This is a genomic window from Enterobacter cloacae complex sp. XAL002 (assembly GCF_049236805.1).
GTDB lineage: Bacteria > Pseudomonadota > Gammaproteobacteria > Enterobacterales > Enterobacteriaceae > Enterobacter > Enterobacter intestinihominis.
The window spans coordinates 232,424-247,755 of record NZ_JBMKJN010000006.1; the positions used below are offsets into that span (position 1 = coordinate 232,424).

A 15,332-nucleotide genomic window follows, 5' to 3' on the forward strand; every position below is an offset into this window, starting at 1 on the left:
TGCCAACTTGCAGCGTCCGTAAGTGCCGGACATTTTGTTGGCCCGGTAAGCGCGTTACCGGGCACTTGTTTTAAGACGATTTACGCACGCGCAGATACCATTCACAAAGCAGGCGGACCTGTTTGCGCGTATAGCCTTTTTCCATCATACGGTCGACAAAATCGTCGTGCTTTTTCTGCTCGTCGGTTGAGGTTTTGGCGTTGAACGAGATAACCGGCAACAGCTCTTCCGTGTTAGAGAACATTTTCTTCTCTATAACCGTGCGCAGTTTTTCGTAGCTGGTCCAGTTTGGATTGCGGCCGTTGTTATGCGCTCTGGCGCGCAGCACGAAGTTCACAATCTCGTTTCGGAAGTCTTTCGGGTTGCTGATCCCGGCCGGTTTCTCAATTTTTTCCAGCTCTGCGTTCAGGGATTCACGGTCAAACAGCTGGCCGGTATCCGGGTCGCGGTACTCCTGATCCTGGATCCAGAAGTCAGCGTAGGTGACGTACCGATCGAAAATGTTCTGGCCGTATTCGGAATAGGATTCCAGGTAGGCGGTCTGGATCTCTTTGCCGATAAACTCGGCGTATTTCGGGATCAGGTAGCCTTTCAGGAACTCCAGGTAGCGTTCAGCCTGCTCCTGTGGGAACTGTTCACGTTCAATTTGCTGTTCCAGCACGTAGAACAGATGAACCGGGTTGGCGGCCACTTCCGCGTGGTCGAAGTTAAAGACGCGGGAGAGGATCTTAAACGCGAAACGTGTCGACAGGCCGTTCATCCCTTCGTCGACCCCGGCGTAATCGCGGTATTCCTGGTACGATTTGGCTTTCGGGTCGGTATCCTTCAGGCTTTCGCCGTCATACACGCGCATTTTGGAGTAAATGCTGGAGTTTTCCGGCTCTTTCAGGCGCGACAGAATCGAGAAGCGCGACAGCGTTTCCAGCGTTCCCGGTGCGCAAGGGGCATGGACCAGCTCACTGTGGTTGAGCAGTTTTTCGTAAATCTTGATCTCCTCGGAGATCCGCAGGCAATAAGGCACTTTGACGATGTACACACGGTCAAGGAACGCCTCATTGTTTTTGTTGTTACGGAAGGTCACCCATTCAGATTCGTTCGAGTGGGCGAGGATAATCCCGTTAAACGGCAGGGCGGAAATACCTTCCGTCCCGTTGTAGTTCCCCTCCTGGGTGGCGGTCAGCAGCGGATGCAGCACTTTGATCGGTGCTTTAAACATCTCGACGAATTCCATAATCCCCTGGTTGGCGCGGCACAGCGCACCGGAATAGCCGTAGGCATCCGGGTCGTTTTGCGCGTGATGTTCCAGCTTACGGATATCGACTTTACCCACCAGCGCCGAGATGTCCTGGTTGTTCTCGTCACCGGGTTCAGTTTTAGCAATGGCGATCTGCTCGAGGATAGACGGCCACACTTTCACGACGCGGAATTTGGTGATGTCCCCACCAAACTCGTGCAGGCGTTTTGCCGCCCACGGCGACATGATCGTACCGAGATAGCGATGCGGAATGCCAAACTCTTTTTCCAGAATTTGCGCATCCTCTTGCGGATTAAACAGGCACAGCGGATGGTCATTGACCGGGCTGCGCTCGCCGTTGGCGCTCAGCACATAGATCGGCACGCGCTGCATCAGCGCTTTCAGCCGTTCAGCCAGGGAGGATTTACCCCCGCCGACGGGACCCAGCAGGTAAAGGATCTGTTTCTTCTCTTCCAGCCCCTGAGCGGCATGCTTCAGGTAGGAGACGATCTGCTCAATGGCATCTTCCATACCATAGAACTCTTCAAACGCCGGGTATCGGGCGACTACCCGATTCGAAAAAAGACGGGAAAGCCGTGGCTCCAGGGCAGTATCAACCATGTTTGGCTCACCGATAGCCATCAATAGCCGTTCTGCCGCATTGGCATAGGCACTGCGATCTTGCCGACAAATGGTAAGAAACTCCTGCAGTGTGAACTCTTCGTCCTTGGCAGCTTCGTAGCGCTGGCGATAGTGATCGAATATATTCATGGCATGCCGTCCTTTCGTTTTTTAGCACAGGATAAGAGCCGTTCGTATGAGTAGTGGAGGCTCCCGGAAGAGAATCTTTCGCACCTCACTGCCAGAGCAGCAACCTGTGTGCCAGGTCGAAGGCTATGAACCGCAGGGTGTTCAGCAAAACCTCTTCTTAAATTAAAGCGTAGATGGCAATTGCAAAACTTGCATACGGATAAAATCTACTTTCAATGACATATCAATAACTCATCCAAAAATTTCCACTGCGGTTATAAGCGAAAAGGGGGTTTTTCATTTATCGGTCACATAAATGAAAGCGGGATGTCATCTGAAAAATGAAAAATAACGGGTTAATCAAATGGATTCGCGCGCAAAAAATTTTGGGATGTACGGGAATGGCGGTTACACTTCACCCGCTGATTATTTGACTACAGGAAAGAATGGATTGTGACCAAACTCAAACTTCTGGCATTGGGCATCCTTGCCGCTACCGCAGCGAGCACCGTACAGGCTGAGAGCCAGTGGACTGTTGGCGCGGGTGCTGGCGTGATCAACAGCCCGTACAAGCAGTATGACCGCGACGTTTATCCTGTCCCCGTTGTCACCTATGAAGGCGATAACTTCTGGTTCCATGGATTGGGCGGCGGCTACTATCTGTGGAACGATACGGCCGATAAGCTCTCCATCATGGCCTATTACGACCCAACGTACTTTAAACCAGGCGACAGCGACAGCAATGCGCTTCGTCAGCTGGACAAGCGCAGAAGCTCACTGATGGCCGGGCTTTCTTACGTCCATAATACCCAGTATGGCTTCCTGCGCACGGCGCTGGCGGGCGATACCCTGGACAACAGCAATGGCTTCATCTGGGATCTGGCGTGGCTTTATCGCTATACCAACGGCGCGGTGACCCTGACGCCGGGTATCGGTGTGCAGTACAGCAGCGAGAATTACAATGACTACTACTATGGCGTGTCTAAGGCTGAGTCTCGCCGCAGTGGTCTGAAGAGCTACAGCGCTGATGATGGCTGGGATCCGTACCTGGAACTCACCGCCTCGTATAACTTCCTCGGTGACTGGAACGTGTACGGTACTGGCCGTTATACCCGTCTGAGCGACGAAGTGAAGGACAGTCCGATGGTCGACAAGTCCTGGTCCGGCATCTTCTCCGTGGGTGTGACCTACAAGTTCTGACCAGAACGTGATGTATTAAAACGGGGCGCTTGCGCCCCGTTTGTTTTTTATGGTGCCTGATAAATATTAGCGCTTCACAATCTTGATCGTTTGGCCTAAGCGGGACGGATTTTCTTCGCTGGTTTTCTGCGGGGCGGTCACGCACGCGGTTTCCACACACACGAAGGTCTTGTAACCGTCATCAGGGATATCTGCCATGCTGACGGAAAGGGCAGGGCCCGGGTTCCAGCCCACCACGTTGCTATGGTGGTGGTGAACCACGTCAATGCCGCGGTTCAACGCGCTGTCGTGGATGACGCTACAGGCTTCCGGGTGCAGATACACGCGGTCGGTACGGTCCGGGAAGCTCTGAACGCCGTCGTCCAGCCTGCCTTCTTTCGCGTTGTCCACTTTGTCGATAAAGGTATCGCCAAGTCCGCTCACCTTAACGGCCTGAATGTCGCCTACGTTGAAATAGGTGTGCAGGGCGGACGTTGTTTCGAATTCGCCGTGCGCTTCCAGTTCAATCTCGCAGGTTTTACCCAGCTTGAAGCGGGCATAGAGGGTGAATTCATGTGGCCACAGGGCGCGCGTTTCATCATTTGCCTGAAGTTCAAAGGTCAACACCGCGCCGTTATCATCTTCGTTGTGGGCTTTCAGCGTCCACTGCTGGTTACGGGCGAAACCGTGAGACGGCAATCCCTGCTGCGCTGACGGACCAAACCATGGCCAGCAGATCGGTACGCCGCCACGGATCGCCGCCCCTTTTTTGAACGAGGTGGCCTCGCTCAGCCACAGGCCTTCTTCTTCGCCTTCTGGTTTCCAGGAGAGCAGGTGGGCGCCATTGAGCGCTACGGAGGCTTTAACGCGCGGATGATCGACGACGATGATATCGGCGCCGTCAATCTGACGGCGGGAGAGCACAGGGGTAAGTTGTTCGACTACCGGAAGTGCAAAAATTTTATTAATCATTAAGCAATCCTCTGTCTAAAAACAATAAAAAAGGCGACCGAAGTCGCCTTTTAGGATCAAGCACTCATCTCAACTTATTTGGAGATGTGAGCGATCAGGTCCAGTACTTTGTTAGAGTAGCCAGTTTCGTTGTCGTACCAGGAAACCAGTTTCACGAAGTTGTCGTTCAGTGCGATACCTGCTTTAGCATCGAACACGGAAGTGCACACTTCGCCGTTGAAATCGGTAGATACAACGTCGTCTTCAGTATAACCCAGAACGCCTTTCATTGGGCCTTCGGAAGCAGCTTTGATTGCTTTCTTAATTTCTTCGTAAGAAGCAGCTTTTTCCAGACGAACGGTCAGGTCAACAACGGATACGTTAGGAGTTGGAACGCGGAACGCCATACCAGTCAGTTTGCCATTCAGTTCTGGCAGTACTTTACCTACTGCTTTAGCAGCACCGGTAGAAGATGGGATGATGTTCTGAGCCGCGCCACGGCCGCCGCGCCAGTCTTTGTGAGACGGGCCATCAACGGTTTTCTGAGTAGCGGTGGTAGCGTGAACGGTAGTCATCAGACCTTCGATGATGCCGAAGTTGTCGTTGATAACTTTAGCCAGCGGTGCCAGGCAGTTGGTGGTGCAGGATGCGTTGGAAACGATGTCCTGGCCAGCGTAAGTTTCGAAGTTTGCACCGCGAACGAACATTGGGGTGTTGTCTTTGGAAGGACCAGTCAGAACAACTTTCTTCGCACCCGCAGTGATGTGTTTACGTGCAGTTTCGTCGGTCAGGAAGATACCGGTAGCTTCAGCTACAACGTCAACACCGATTTCGTTCCATTTCAGGTTAGCTGGGTCTTTCTCAGCAGTAACGCGGATGGTTTTGCCGTTAACAACCAGGTGGCCGTCTTTCACTTCAACGGTGCCGTCGAAACGACCGTGAGTTGAGTCGTACTTCAGCATGTACGCCATGTATTCAGCGTCCAGGAGATCGTTGATACCAACGATTTCGATGTCAGAACGTTTCTGAGCAGCACGGAAAACAATACGGCCGATACGGCCAAAACCGTTGATACCTACTTTGATAGTCATATATTCCACCAGCTATTTGTTAGTGAATAAAAGGTTGCCTGTAAAATTACAAAAACCTTACGCAGCGTCAAGCGGAATCGTGTCAATCATTGCGACAAATCAATCCTGTGACTAACGTTTGTGCGACTGACTCGCCTCACTTTCCCTTTGAGCTAGCAACCACATGGGGGCTGCGCCCGGAATTTTAAAGGCCTCGCAGGATTAAAATGTGAAATTGATCACAATTGCCTGACCGCCTTTTCGCGACACATAAGTTTAGATCAAAAGTGCACGCGCGGGTGTTAATGTTTTGTTAGAATCTGGGTTAAAAGATGTCTGTTTCAACAGCGAGATGTAAGCATATGTCGAACCAACATAACCCCGACGATTTGAAAAAAAACCTTACAGAGATGCAGTTTTACGTAACGCAAAATCACGGCACGGAACCGCCGTTTACCGGGCGTTTGCTGCACAATAAACGGGAAGGCGTCTACCACTGCCTGGTGTGTGATGCACCGCTGTTTAACTCCCAGACTAAGTACGATTCTGGCTGCGGCTGGCCAAGCTTTTACGAGCCTGTCAGCGATGATGCGATCCGCTATCTGACGGACTCCTCGCACGGCATGGTGCGCACCGAAATTCGTTGTGGGAATTGCGACGCCCATCTCGGGCATGTCTTCCCGGATGGCCCGCAGCCGACGGGGGAGCGTTTCTGCGTAAATTCGGCTTCGATGAGCTTTACCGATGACGAAAACGGCGACCAGACCAAGGGTTGAAAAAACGATTCAGCAAATTATTCCTTTGAAAGGGAGAGATCGTGAATATTGATGACATGATTGCAGGCATGACCCCGGAGGTTTATCAGCGCCTGGTGACGGCCGTTGAGCTGGGAAAATGGCCGGACGGTGTGGCGCTCACACCTGAGCAAAAAGAGAACAGCTTGCAGCTGGTGATGCTTTGGCAGGCGCGTCACAATACCAACGCCCAGCACATGACCATCGACACTAACGGTCAGATGGTGATGAAAAGTAAGCGCGAACTGAAAGAAGACTTCGGCATCACGCCGAAGCCGATTGCAACCTTCAAATAAATCTCCTATGTAGGCCGGGTAAGGCGAAGCCGCCACCCGGCACACTACACCTTAGTGCGGGATCCCAAGCGACTCCGCCAGCTGCTTCGCTAACTGGTTGTTGTCATCCGCGCCATACTCCCAGAACATCGCCCCGGCGAGACCTTTCTCCTTGATGTAATCTGCTTTAATCGCCACGGAACGCGGGTTCTCATAGGAGATCGCAAACAGCGCCTTCCCGTCGGCGGATTTTACCGACAGCCACGGCACCTTCGCCTGTTCGTCCCAGTGCTCGGTAAAGCGTTTCTGCGGATCGTTTAGCAGTTTGCGGACGATATCGTTGTATTTCACGTAGGTATCTTTGGTCAGGTCATAGCCAAGCGATTTGAACAGGCCCAGTTCCTGCGGCCCGAAGTAGGGCTGGGTGACCGGATTGTTTTGCGCGTCCGGTTTACTCCAGTCGATACCCGGTTCAACGGCGCGCTTCGGTACACGACCGTAAAAACCGATTCCGAGGTTCATTTGCTGCGGCTTAAGGCCGGCGGCCAGATAGTTATTCACCACAAAATCAACGCTGTATTTGTCTGCGGCAGCCACCGTTGGCCAGGCGCTGGAGTCATACAGATTCGCGTTAAAATACTGCGTCCCGTACGCCATGTCGTAGGTCATCAGGTTGATGTAATCAAGCAGGGGGGCAATGGCCTTCACATCCACCCAGCTTTTCGGACTTTCTGCATTTGCGCCCACCGCAATCGTGACCAGTTTTTTCTTACCAAACGCGTCACGCATCTCTTTTAACAGCGCGGTGAAATTATCCCTGTCGGCTGGGGTGCTCTCGACCAGTCCCCACGCGCCGTTGACCGGGAACTCCCAGTCGAGATCGATCCCGTCCAGGCCGTATTGACTGACGATCTGCTGCGCGGAGCGAATAAACACCGCGCGGCTCTCTTTGGTAGCCGCTGCGCCAGAAAAACCACGTGCGCCCCAGCCGCCAACGGAAAGCAGCACTTTTAAATTCGGGTTTTGTTTACGAAGCTGAGGAAGTAACGCCAGGTCGGATGCCACCTTGGGTGATAACCAGATTTGATGCAGTTTTGCCGGATCTTTCAGTGCAGGGTTGGTTTCGTCTTTCTCGTTGTTATAGACCAGACCAAACGAGTAGTTGAGGTGTGTGATCTGACGGACATCGAGTTTATTGATATCGCCACCCGGTCCGGCGGTAACATCGCCACCGCCATTGAAGTAGCCCACGGACATCAGGGGCGCGGCGGAAGCCAGTGACGCGCAAAGCAAGGGTAATGCTGCCAGCAAGGGCAAACGTTTCATATAAGTTCCTCTTTGACTGAATAAAAATAACCACGCCACAGAAAAGGCGTGGCGAAAAAACAGCCTGAAGAGAATACCATCGCCGCTTCGCTTGTGATGCGAGGGAGTTCACTTTATGGGAGATCGGGGAGGGGGTTTTGCCGGGTGGCGCTGATGCTTACCCGGCCTACAAAACCAGAGAAAGTAGGCCGGGTAAGGCGAAGCCGCCACACGGCTAAAAAAGCTTACGCCTGCGTCTCCATCCAGTCAGCCAGCGTATACAGCGTTGCGCCTTCTGCGGCCATATCCATAAACGCCTGGGCGCTGTCATGCGGCTGAATATTCACCCCGCGACAGCCGTCGGTAATGACATTCACGGTATAGCCCAACTGGAGCGCATCCAGCACGGTGAACTTCACGCAGTAATCCGTCGCCAGGCCCAGCACAATCAGCTCGGTGATCTCATGATGGCGTAACCATGCGTCAAGCGCCGTCTTCTGGCGGTGACCGTTATCGAAGAATGCGCTGTAGCTGTCGATGGTTGGATTTTCACCTTTGTGGAACACCGCGTCGATGGCTTTCTGGTTCAGCAGCGGATGCAGCTCAGCGCCTTCCGTCTGCTGCACGCAGTGATCGGGCCAGAAGGTTTGCGCCAGTCCGTCCAGTTCGCCCTGGCTGTAAGGCTCAACGTTGTGCTGGCTGGCAAAGCTGCCGTGGTTTGCCGGATGCCAGTCCTGACTCGCCACCACCGCTTCATCACGAGCCTTACACCACTCAATCAGCGAATTCGCGACGTCTACGGTGCTGTCGCCTTCCGCGACGGCCAGCGCACCGCCCGCACAGAAATCATTTTGCAAATCGACCAGTAACAGGGCGCGTTGCTTCATGGGAACTCCTTATTCGTCCGGCGTCAGTTCACCGCGCAGGTTTTGCATCATGGCGCGGCGAATGGAATCAATATCCAGATCCTGACTCAGTAAATAGTGAAGTTTAGTCAGCGTTGCCTCAACGGTCATATCGAAACCACTGATCACGCCAGCGTGCGCCAGGGCGTTGCCGGTGGCGTAGCCGCCCATATTGACCTTACCGGACATACACTGAGTGAGGTTCACCACCACAATCCCGCGATCGCTCGCCTCCTGAAGCTCTTTCAGGAACTCACCGTTCTGCGGGGCATTACCCACACCATAGGAGCGCAGGATCAGCGCCTTCACCGGCTGGCGTAGGAAGTTGCGCACCACGTCGGCGGAAATACCCGGATAAATCGTCACCACGCCAATCGGCTGCGGGGTGATCGGGTGAACGATCAGCTCGCCTGCAGTATTTGGCGCGGGCGGCGTGCCCAGACGACGGATATGGATCCCCGCTTCCAGCAGCGGTTGCAGGTTAGGTGAGGCAAACGCGTCAAAGCCGTCAGCGTGCGCTTTAGTGGTACGGTTCCCGCGGTACAGTCGGTTGTTGAAGAACAGCGTTACCTCGTTGATCGGGTAATTAGCGGCCACGTACAGGGAGTTAAGCAGGTTGATCTGCCCGTCTGAACGCAGTTCCGCCAGCGGGATCTGCGAACCGGTCACGATGACGGGCTTGCCCAGGTTCTCCAGCATGAAGGAGAGCGCCGAGGCGGTGAACGCCATGGTGTCGGTGCCGTGCAGGATCACGAAGCCGTCGTACTGGTCGTAATGGGCTTTAATATCGTCCGCAATATGCTGCCAGTCTTCCGGCGTCATGTCGGAGGAGTCCATCAGCGGCTCATATTCGTGGATGGTAAAGTCCGGCATTTCCGGACGGTGGAATTCAGGCATCAGCGCCAGCTGGCGCTGCAAGTGGCCAGAAACCGGAATATAGCCATTTTCTGAGCGCTGCATACCGATGGTACCGCCGGTATAGGCGACATATATTGATTTCTTCTGCATGGTAATGAGTTCTTGTTCTTCAAAAGAAAAAATCCCCTCTTAACGGGAAGAGGGGACGGTTTTTAACGCACGTTCGCACAGGTCAGGCAAAACGCGTAACGGCTTTGCGGATCGTTGAAAGTCGCGAGCTTATCGCTCTCCGCTTTCATGGCTTTAGCCGCCGTCGCCACCGGCGCCGGCAGATACGCCTGAAGCGCTTCCGGCAGCATGGCGCGGACGGAGCCGGACATGCTGTCCATGACCATATCGAAGAACGTCGGTTCGTCCTGATAATAGTCAACGTGCCACTGCTTGAGCTTCGCCAGTTCCGCCGCTTTCTTCACGGCATCGTCGAAGTCACCCAGGCTGTCTACCAGACCGTTGCTCTTCGCATCCTGGCCGGTCCAGACGTGGCCCTGCGCGATCTGGTCAATCTGGTCTGGCGTCTTTTTACGGGAATCCGCCACCAGCGTGATGAAGCGCTTATAGCCACTCTCAATGCTGAGCTGCATCATCTCGGACACCTCAGGCGGCAGAGATTTAGTCACGGACACATCCGCCAGCGGCGAGGTGGAAACGCCGTCGGTATGAACGCCGAGATAATCCAGGCTGTTCTCTACGGTGTTGATCACGCCGAAGATGCCAATCGAGCCGGTCAGCGTGCTTGGGTTAGCCACAATGTAGTTGGCTGGCGTCGAGATCCAGTACCCCCCTGAAGCCGCCATGCCCCCCATCGAGACCACGACCGGCTTGCCCGCGGCACGCGCGGCGGCCAGCTCAGCACGGATCACCTCGGAGGCGCTGACACTGCCGCCAGGGCTGTTCACCCGCAGGACAATCGCCTTCACTTTCGGATCCAGACGCGCATCGCGGATCTGCGACGCGGTGGTGTCCCCGCCGACGTTCCCCGGCGTTTCTTCACCGTCCATAATGGCCCCGTTAGCAAACACCACGGCGATGCTGTCACCGCTGTCATCCGGCTTTTTCGCGGCGTAGTCATACATGCTGATGGCGCTGTAGTTCTTGTCCTCTTTACTCCAGCCGAACTGTTTGGTCAGCGCTTTTTCGATTTCAGCGCTGGAACCCAGCCGATCGACCAGTTTGTTATCAAGCGCGTATTTCGCTGTATCGCCGTCCACTTTGCGCAGGCCCTCCAGCACACCGCGCGCGCCCGGGAAGACCTGCTCAGCGGTCATTTGACGGTTAGCGGCAATGGTGCCGAGATAGTTCTGCCACAGCTCGCCAATCCAGCGGCTGTCCGCTTCACGGGCGGCAGGGGACATATCATCACGGATAAACGGCTCCACGGCAGATTTATAGGTCCCGACGCGGAAGACGTGGGTAGTGACCTTCAGCTTGTCGAGCAGCGATTTGTAGTACAGACCATTTGTGGCGAAGCCATGCAGATCGACCGTGCCCTGCGGAGAGAGCCAGATTTTGTTAGCAAAGCTCGCCAGATAATATTGCCCCTGGGTGTAGCTGTCGCCGACGGCAATGACCGGTTTACCGCTGTCGCGGAATTCCCGCAGCGCTTTCCCGATGTACTGCATCGAAGGCTGATCGGCTCCGGCAAAATCTTTCAGATCCAGCACGATACCGGTAATGTTGCGATCGTCTTTGGCCTGACGGATCGTGTCGACGATATCAAACAGGGAGTTTTCCTGCAGGCGGTCTGAAGTCGCGCCGAACAGCTGGCGGCCAATCACGCCCAGACGATTGCTGGTCGATGGCTTATCAACAATCACCCCGGTGATATCGAGGAGCAGTGCGCCGCGCGTCGAATTCTGCGCCTGGCTGGCGCTGCTGAGATGCATCCAGATACCTGCGCATACCAGGACCAGGAAGATGAAGAAGATATTCATCACCAGGTTGCGGACGAAGTTGAGCAGTCGCCACGTCCATTTAAAGAAACCGGCAAAGATTCGCCAAAGGGTTCGCATGTATTCTCCCTAACCAGAAAAGGACTGTTTCCGTCGCCACAGGACGGTAATGTGCGGTTATCGTAATGACCCAACCGCCACTTGTCAGCAGGAATCGCCTGCCACGCTGTAACAAATTCTGCTGTCGTGTTAATTTTGTGAGTAAATTTCACGAAAGGAGTTAACCAATGGACGCACTTGAACTGCTTGTTAACCGTCGTAGCGCTTCCCGCCTGGCCGACCCGGCCCCCGTCGGCGAACAGCTGGAAAACATTCTGCGTGCCGGAATGCGTGCGCCGGACCATGGCACATTGCAGCCGTGGCACTTCTTTATTATTGAAGGCGAAGGGCGCGACCGCTTCAGCCAGCTGCTGGAGCAGGGGGCGGTTGCCGCAGGCCAGGATGAGAAGGGGATTGATAAAGCCCGCAACGCGCCGTTCCGTGCGCCGATGATCATCGCGGTAGTCGCAAAATGCCAGGCCGACCATAAAGTGCCGGTCTGGGAGCAGGAGATGTCTGCCGGTTGCGCGGTAATGGCAATGCAGATGGCCGCCGTCGCGCAGGGCTTTAACGGCATCTGGCGTACCGGGCCGCTGACCGGGAGCGCCGCCGTGCGGGAAGGCTTCTCCTGCGGTGAACACGATAAAATTGTCGGCTTCCTCTATCTCGGCACCCCGCAGCTTAAAGCCTCCAGCACCATTAGCGTGCCGGACACCACGCCTTTCGTCAGCCGTTTTTAATTACACGCGCTAAACTGTCTGGATTCTGAGCATCCGCCGCAGAATTCAGACAGTCATACTTACCTCTTTATGGAATGAGCGCTACCATAGCGCGATTGAGATGACAGGAGACGTCCATGAGCGAGCAAACCATTCGTTTAACGCAATACAGCCACGGAGCCGGTTGCGGTTGTAAAATTTCCCCGAAAGTGCTGGAGACCATCCTGCACAGTGAACAGGCGAAGTTTGTCGACCCGAACCTGCTTGTCGGTAACGAAACGCGTGACGATGCAGCGGTTTATGACTTAGGTAACGGCACCAGCATTATCAGCACCACTGACTTCTTTATGCCGATTGTCGACAACCCGTTCGACTTCGGACGCATTGCGGCCACCAACGCCATCAGCGATATCTTCGCGATGGGCGGTAAGCCGATTATGGCGATCGCCATTCTGGGCTGGCCGATTAACACCCTCCCGCCGGAGATTGCCCGCGATGTCATCGAAGGCGGACGCTTTGCCTGCCAGCAGGCGGGTATTGCCCTGGCCGGTGGTCACTCTATCGATGCGCCGGAGCCGATCTTCGGCCTGGCCGTCACCGGCGTGGTGCCGACCGAACGCGTGAAGCGCAACAGCACCGCGCAGGCGGGCTGCAAGCTGTTCCTCACCAAGCCGCTGGGCATTGGCGTACTGACAACCGCCGAGAAAAAATCCCTGCTGAAGCCCGAGCATATTGGTCTGGCAACGGAAGTGATGTGCCAGATGAACCTTGCCGGTGCGGCATTCGCGAGTATCGACGGCGTGAAGGCCATGACCGACGTGACCGGCTTTGGTCTGCTGGGACACCTCTCTGAAGTCTGTCAGGGCGCGGGCGTGCAGGCGCAGGTCTGGTATCAGGATGTGCCGAAGCTGCCGGGCGTGGAAGAGTACATTGCTCAGGGCGCCGTTCCGGGCGGGACGCAGCGCAACTTCGCCAGCTACGGCCATTTAATGGGCGAAATGCCGGAAGCGTGGCGCAATCTGCTGTGCGATCCGCAAACCTCCGGCGGCCTGCTGCTGGCGGTGACGCCGGAAGCAGAAGCTGACGTTCAGGCAACGGCGGCCGAGTTTGGCATCACCCTGACGGCCATTGGCGAGCTGGTGACCGCCCGCGGTGGCCGCCCGATGATTGAGATCCGTTAATTCGATGCGGTTGTTTATTGCCGAAAAGCCGAGTCTGGCGCGAGCCATCGCCGACGTGCTGCCCAAGCCGCATCGCAAAGGTGATGGCTTTATCGAATGCGGTAACGGGCAGGTGGTCACCTGGTGTATCGGTCACCTGCTTGAACAGGCGCAGCCGGATGTCTACGACAGCCGCTACGCCCGCTGGAACCTCAACGATCTGCCGATCGTGCCGGAAAAGTGGCGTCTGCAACCGCGTCCTTCCGTCACCAAACAGCTCAACGTCATTAAGCGCTTCCTGCATGAGGCGACGGAAGTGGTCCACGCGGGTGACCCGGACAGGGAAGGGCAACTGCTTGTCGACGAAGTGCTGGACTACCTGGAGCTGGCACCGGAAAAGCGCCAGCAGGTGCAGCGCTGTTTAATTAACGACCTCAACCCGCAGGCGGTGGAGCGCGCGATTTCGCGCCTGCGCGCCAACAGCGAATTTATTCCCCTGTGTGTCTCCGCGCTGGCGCGTGCTCGCGCGGACTGGCTGTACGGGATCAACATGACCCGCGCCTACACCATCCTGGGACGCAATGCGGGCTATCAGGGCGTACTCTCTGTTGGGCGTGTTCAAACCCCGGTGCTGGGGCTGGTGGTGCGTCGCGACGAAGAGATCGAAAATTTCGTCGCCAAAGACTTCTTCGAAGTCAAAGCGCATATCGTCACGCCGAAAGACGAACGCTTTACCGCCGTCTGGCAGCCGAGCGATGCCTGTGAGTCATATCAGGACGAAGAGGGACGGCTGCTGCATCGTCCGCTGGCGGAGCACGTGGTTAACCGCATTACCGGCCAGCCCGCGATCGTTACCAGCTATAACGACAAACGGGAATCAGAGCCCGCACCGCTGCCGTTCTCCCTTTCGGCGTTGCAGATCGAGGCCGCGAAAAAGTTTGGCCTGAGCGCGCAGAACGTGCTCGATATCTGCCAGAAGCTCTATGAAACCCACAAGCTGATCACCTATCCGCGTTCGGACAGCCGCTATCTGCCGGAGGAACACTTCGCCGGACGCCACTCGGTGATGAATGCCATTGGTGTCCATGCGCCGGATCTGTTGCCGCAACCGGCGGTAAACCCGGATACCCATAACCGCTGCTGGGACGATAAAAAAGTCGATGCCCACCACGCGATAATCCCGACGGCGCGCACCAGCAACGTCAACCTGAACGACAACGAAGCAAAGGTCTATAACCTGATCGCGCGTCAGTATCTGATGCAGTTCTGCCCGGACGCGGTTTTCCGCAAGTGCGTTATTGAGCTGGAAATTGCCAAAGGCAAATTTATCGCCAAAGCGCGTTTCCTCGCGGAAGCGGGCTGGCGCACGCTGCTCGGCAACAAAGAGCGTGACGAAGAGAACGACGGCACGCCGCTGCCGGTCGTAGCCAAAGGCGATGAACTGCTGTGCGAAAAAGGCGAAGTGGTTGAACGTCAGACCCAGCCGCCGCGCCACTTCACCGATGCGACGCTGCTTTCGGCCATGACCGGGATCGCCCGTTTTGTGCAGGATAAAGATCTGAAGAAGATCCTCCGCGCCACCGACGGTCTGGGTACGGAAGCAACCCGCGCGGGGATTATCGAGTTGCTGTTTAAGCGTGGTTTTCTCGAGAAAAAAGGGCGCTATATTCATTCGACAGAGCCGGGCCGGGCACTGATTCACTCCTTGCCAGAGCTGGCCGCCAGACCGGACATGACCGCGCACTGGGAGTCGGTGCTGACGCAGATCAGCGAAAAGCAGTGCCGTTACCAGGACTTTATGCAGCCGTTGGTGGGGACGCTTTATCAGCTGATTGATCAGGCGCGCAGTACGCCAGTGAAGCGATTCCGGGGGATGGTTGCCCCGGGTGGCGGGGCGAAGAAACCGTTCAAAAAGAAAAAAAGCGCAGCCAAAAATACCACCGCTTAAACCGTAGGCCGGGTAAGGCGAAGCCGCCACCCAGCAAAAAGCAGCTCTGCGGCCTGAAAAAAGCCCGGTGGCGCTAAGGTATGAACCGGAAACATGGGTAACACTTTAGACCGGATACATGGGTAACAGTTATAAC

At 55.5% G+C, this 15,332-nt stretch carries 13 protein-coding genes; 6 read left to right on the forward strand and 7 right to left on the reverse strand.

Features of this window, described 5'->3' with window-relative positions:
- Window positions 1-70: 70 nt before the first annotated feature.
- Entirely contained in the window at window positions 71-2,005 is a 1,935-nt protein-coding gene (yeaG, locus tag ACOT0L_RS08225; RefSeq protein WP_006809140.1) for a protein kinase YeaG, read from the reverse strand.
- 432 nt (window positions 2,006-2,437) lie between these two features.
- On the opposite strand from yeaG, the gene ACOT0L_RS08230 reads away from it, so the two are divergent.
- Window positions 2,438-3,184 (forward strand): MipA/OmpV family protein, encoded by a 747-nt coding sequence (locus tag ACOT0L_RS08230; RefSeq protein ID WP_126502910.1) that lies wholly within the window; start codon window positions 2,438-2,440, stop codon window positions 3,182-3,184.
- Window positions 3,185-3,250: 66 nt separating this feature from the next.
- Here the strand turns inward: ACOT0L_RS08230 and ACOT0L_RS08235 are convergent, their stop codons facing one another.
- Window positions 3,251-4,135 (reverse strand): D-hexose-6-phosphate mutarotase, encoded by an 885-nt coding sequence (locus ACOT0L_RS08235; RefSeq protein ID WP_126502909.1) that lies wholly within the window; start codon window positions 4,133-4,135, stop codon window positions 3,251-3,253.
- Between the two features lie 74 nt (window positions 4,136-4,209).
- Window positions 4,210-5,205 carry a glyceraldehyde-3-phosphate dehydrogenase gene (gene gapA / locus ACOT0L_RS08240; protein WP_006809136.1) on the reverse strand — a complete coding sequence of 332 codons (996 nt, stop codon included), beginning with the start codon at window positions 5,203-5,205 and terminating at the stop codon, window positions 4,210-4,212.
- A gap of 341 nt (window positions 5,206-5,546) precedes the next feature.
- Here gapA and msrB point away from each other — a divergent pair, with 341 nt between their 5' ends.
- Both msrB and ACOT0L_RS08250 read left to right on the forward strand, forming a co-directional pair.
- A complete protein-coding gene (gene msrB, locus ACOT0L_RS08245; protein WP_022647790.1) occupies window positions 5,547-5,960 on the forward strand; it encodes a peptide-methionine (R)-S-oxide reductase MsrB in 414 nt (137 codons plus the stop codon).
- A gap of 41 nt (window positions 5,961-6,001) precedes the next feature.
- On the forward strand, window positions 6,002-6,274 hold the full coding sequence (locus tag ACOT0L_RS08250; protein ID WP_022647791.1) for a YeaC family protein: 273 nt from the start codon (window positions 6,002-6,004) through the stop codon (window positions 6,272-6,274).
- 51 nt (window positions 6,275-6,325) lie between these two features.
- Here ACOT0L_RS08250 and ACOT0L_RS08255 read toward each other — a convergent pair whose 3' ends face one another.
- From ACOT0L_RS08255 to sppA, 4 genes are all read right to left on the reverse strand, one after another.
- Complete coding sequence (locus tag ACOT0L_RS08255; RefSeq protein WP_022647792.1) at window positions 6,326-7,579, reverse strand: glycoside hydrolase family 18 protein; 1,254 nt, start codon at window positions 7,577-7,579, stop codon at window positions 6,326-6,328.
- A gap of 224 nt (window positions 7,580-7,803) precedes the next feature.
- The gene (gene pncA / locus ACOT0L_RS08260) at window positions 7,804-8,445 is read right to left on the reverse strand and encodes a bifunctional nicotinamidase/pyrazinamidase (RefSeq protein WP_023305944.1); all 642 of its coding nucleotides are present in this window, start codon (window positions 8,443-8,445) and stop codon (window positions 7,804-7,806) included.
- Between the two features lie 9 nt (window positions 8,446-8,454).
- On the reverse strand, window positions 8,455-9,471 hold the full coding sequence (gene ansA, locus ACOT0L_RS08265; RefSeq protein WP_023305945.1) for an asparaginase: 1,017 nt from the start codon (window positions 9,469-9,471) through the stop codon (window positions 8,455-8,457).
- Window positions 9,472-9,533: 62 nt separating this feature from the next.
- Complete coding sequence (gene sppA / locus ACOT0L_RS08270) at window positions 9,534-11,390, reverse strand: signal peptide peptidase SppA (RefSeq protein ID WP_023299888.1); 1,857 nt, start codon at window positions 11,388-11,390, stop codon at window positions 9,534-9,536.
- A 167-nt stretch (window positions 11,391-11,557) separates the two neighbouring features.
- Here sppA and ACOT0L_RS08275 point away from each other — a divergent pair, with 167 nt between their 5' ends.
- From ACOT0L_RS08275 to ACOT0L_RS08285, 3 genes are all read left to right on the forward strand, one after another.
- Window positions 11,558-12,109 carry an NAD(P)H nitroreductase gene (locus tag ACOT0L_RS08275; protein ID WP_022647795.1) on the forward strand — a complete coding sequence of 184 codons (552 nt, stop codon included), beginning with the start codon at window positions 11,558-11,560 and terminating at the stop codon, window positions 12,107-12,109.
- Window positions 12,110-12,225: 116 nt separating this feature from the next.
- A complete protein-coding gene (gene selD, locus ACOT0L_RS08280) occupies window positions 12,226-13,269 on the forward strand; it encodes a selenide, water dikinase SelD (protein ID WP_022647796.1) in 1,044 nt (347 codons plus the stop codon).
- Window positions 13,270-13,273: 4 nt separating this feature from the next.
- On the forward strand, window positions 13,274-15,196 hold the full coding sequence (locus tag ACOT0L_RS08285; RefSeq protein WP_063147503.1) for a DNA topoisomerase III: 1,923 nt from the start codon (window positions 13,274-13,276) through the stop codon (window positions 15,194-15,196).
- Window positions 15,197-15,332: the final 136 nt, after the last annotated feature.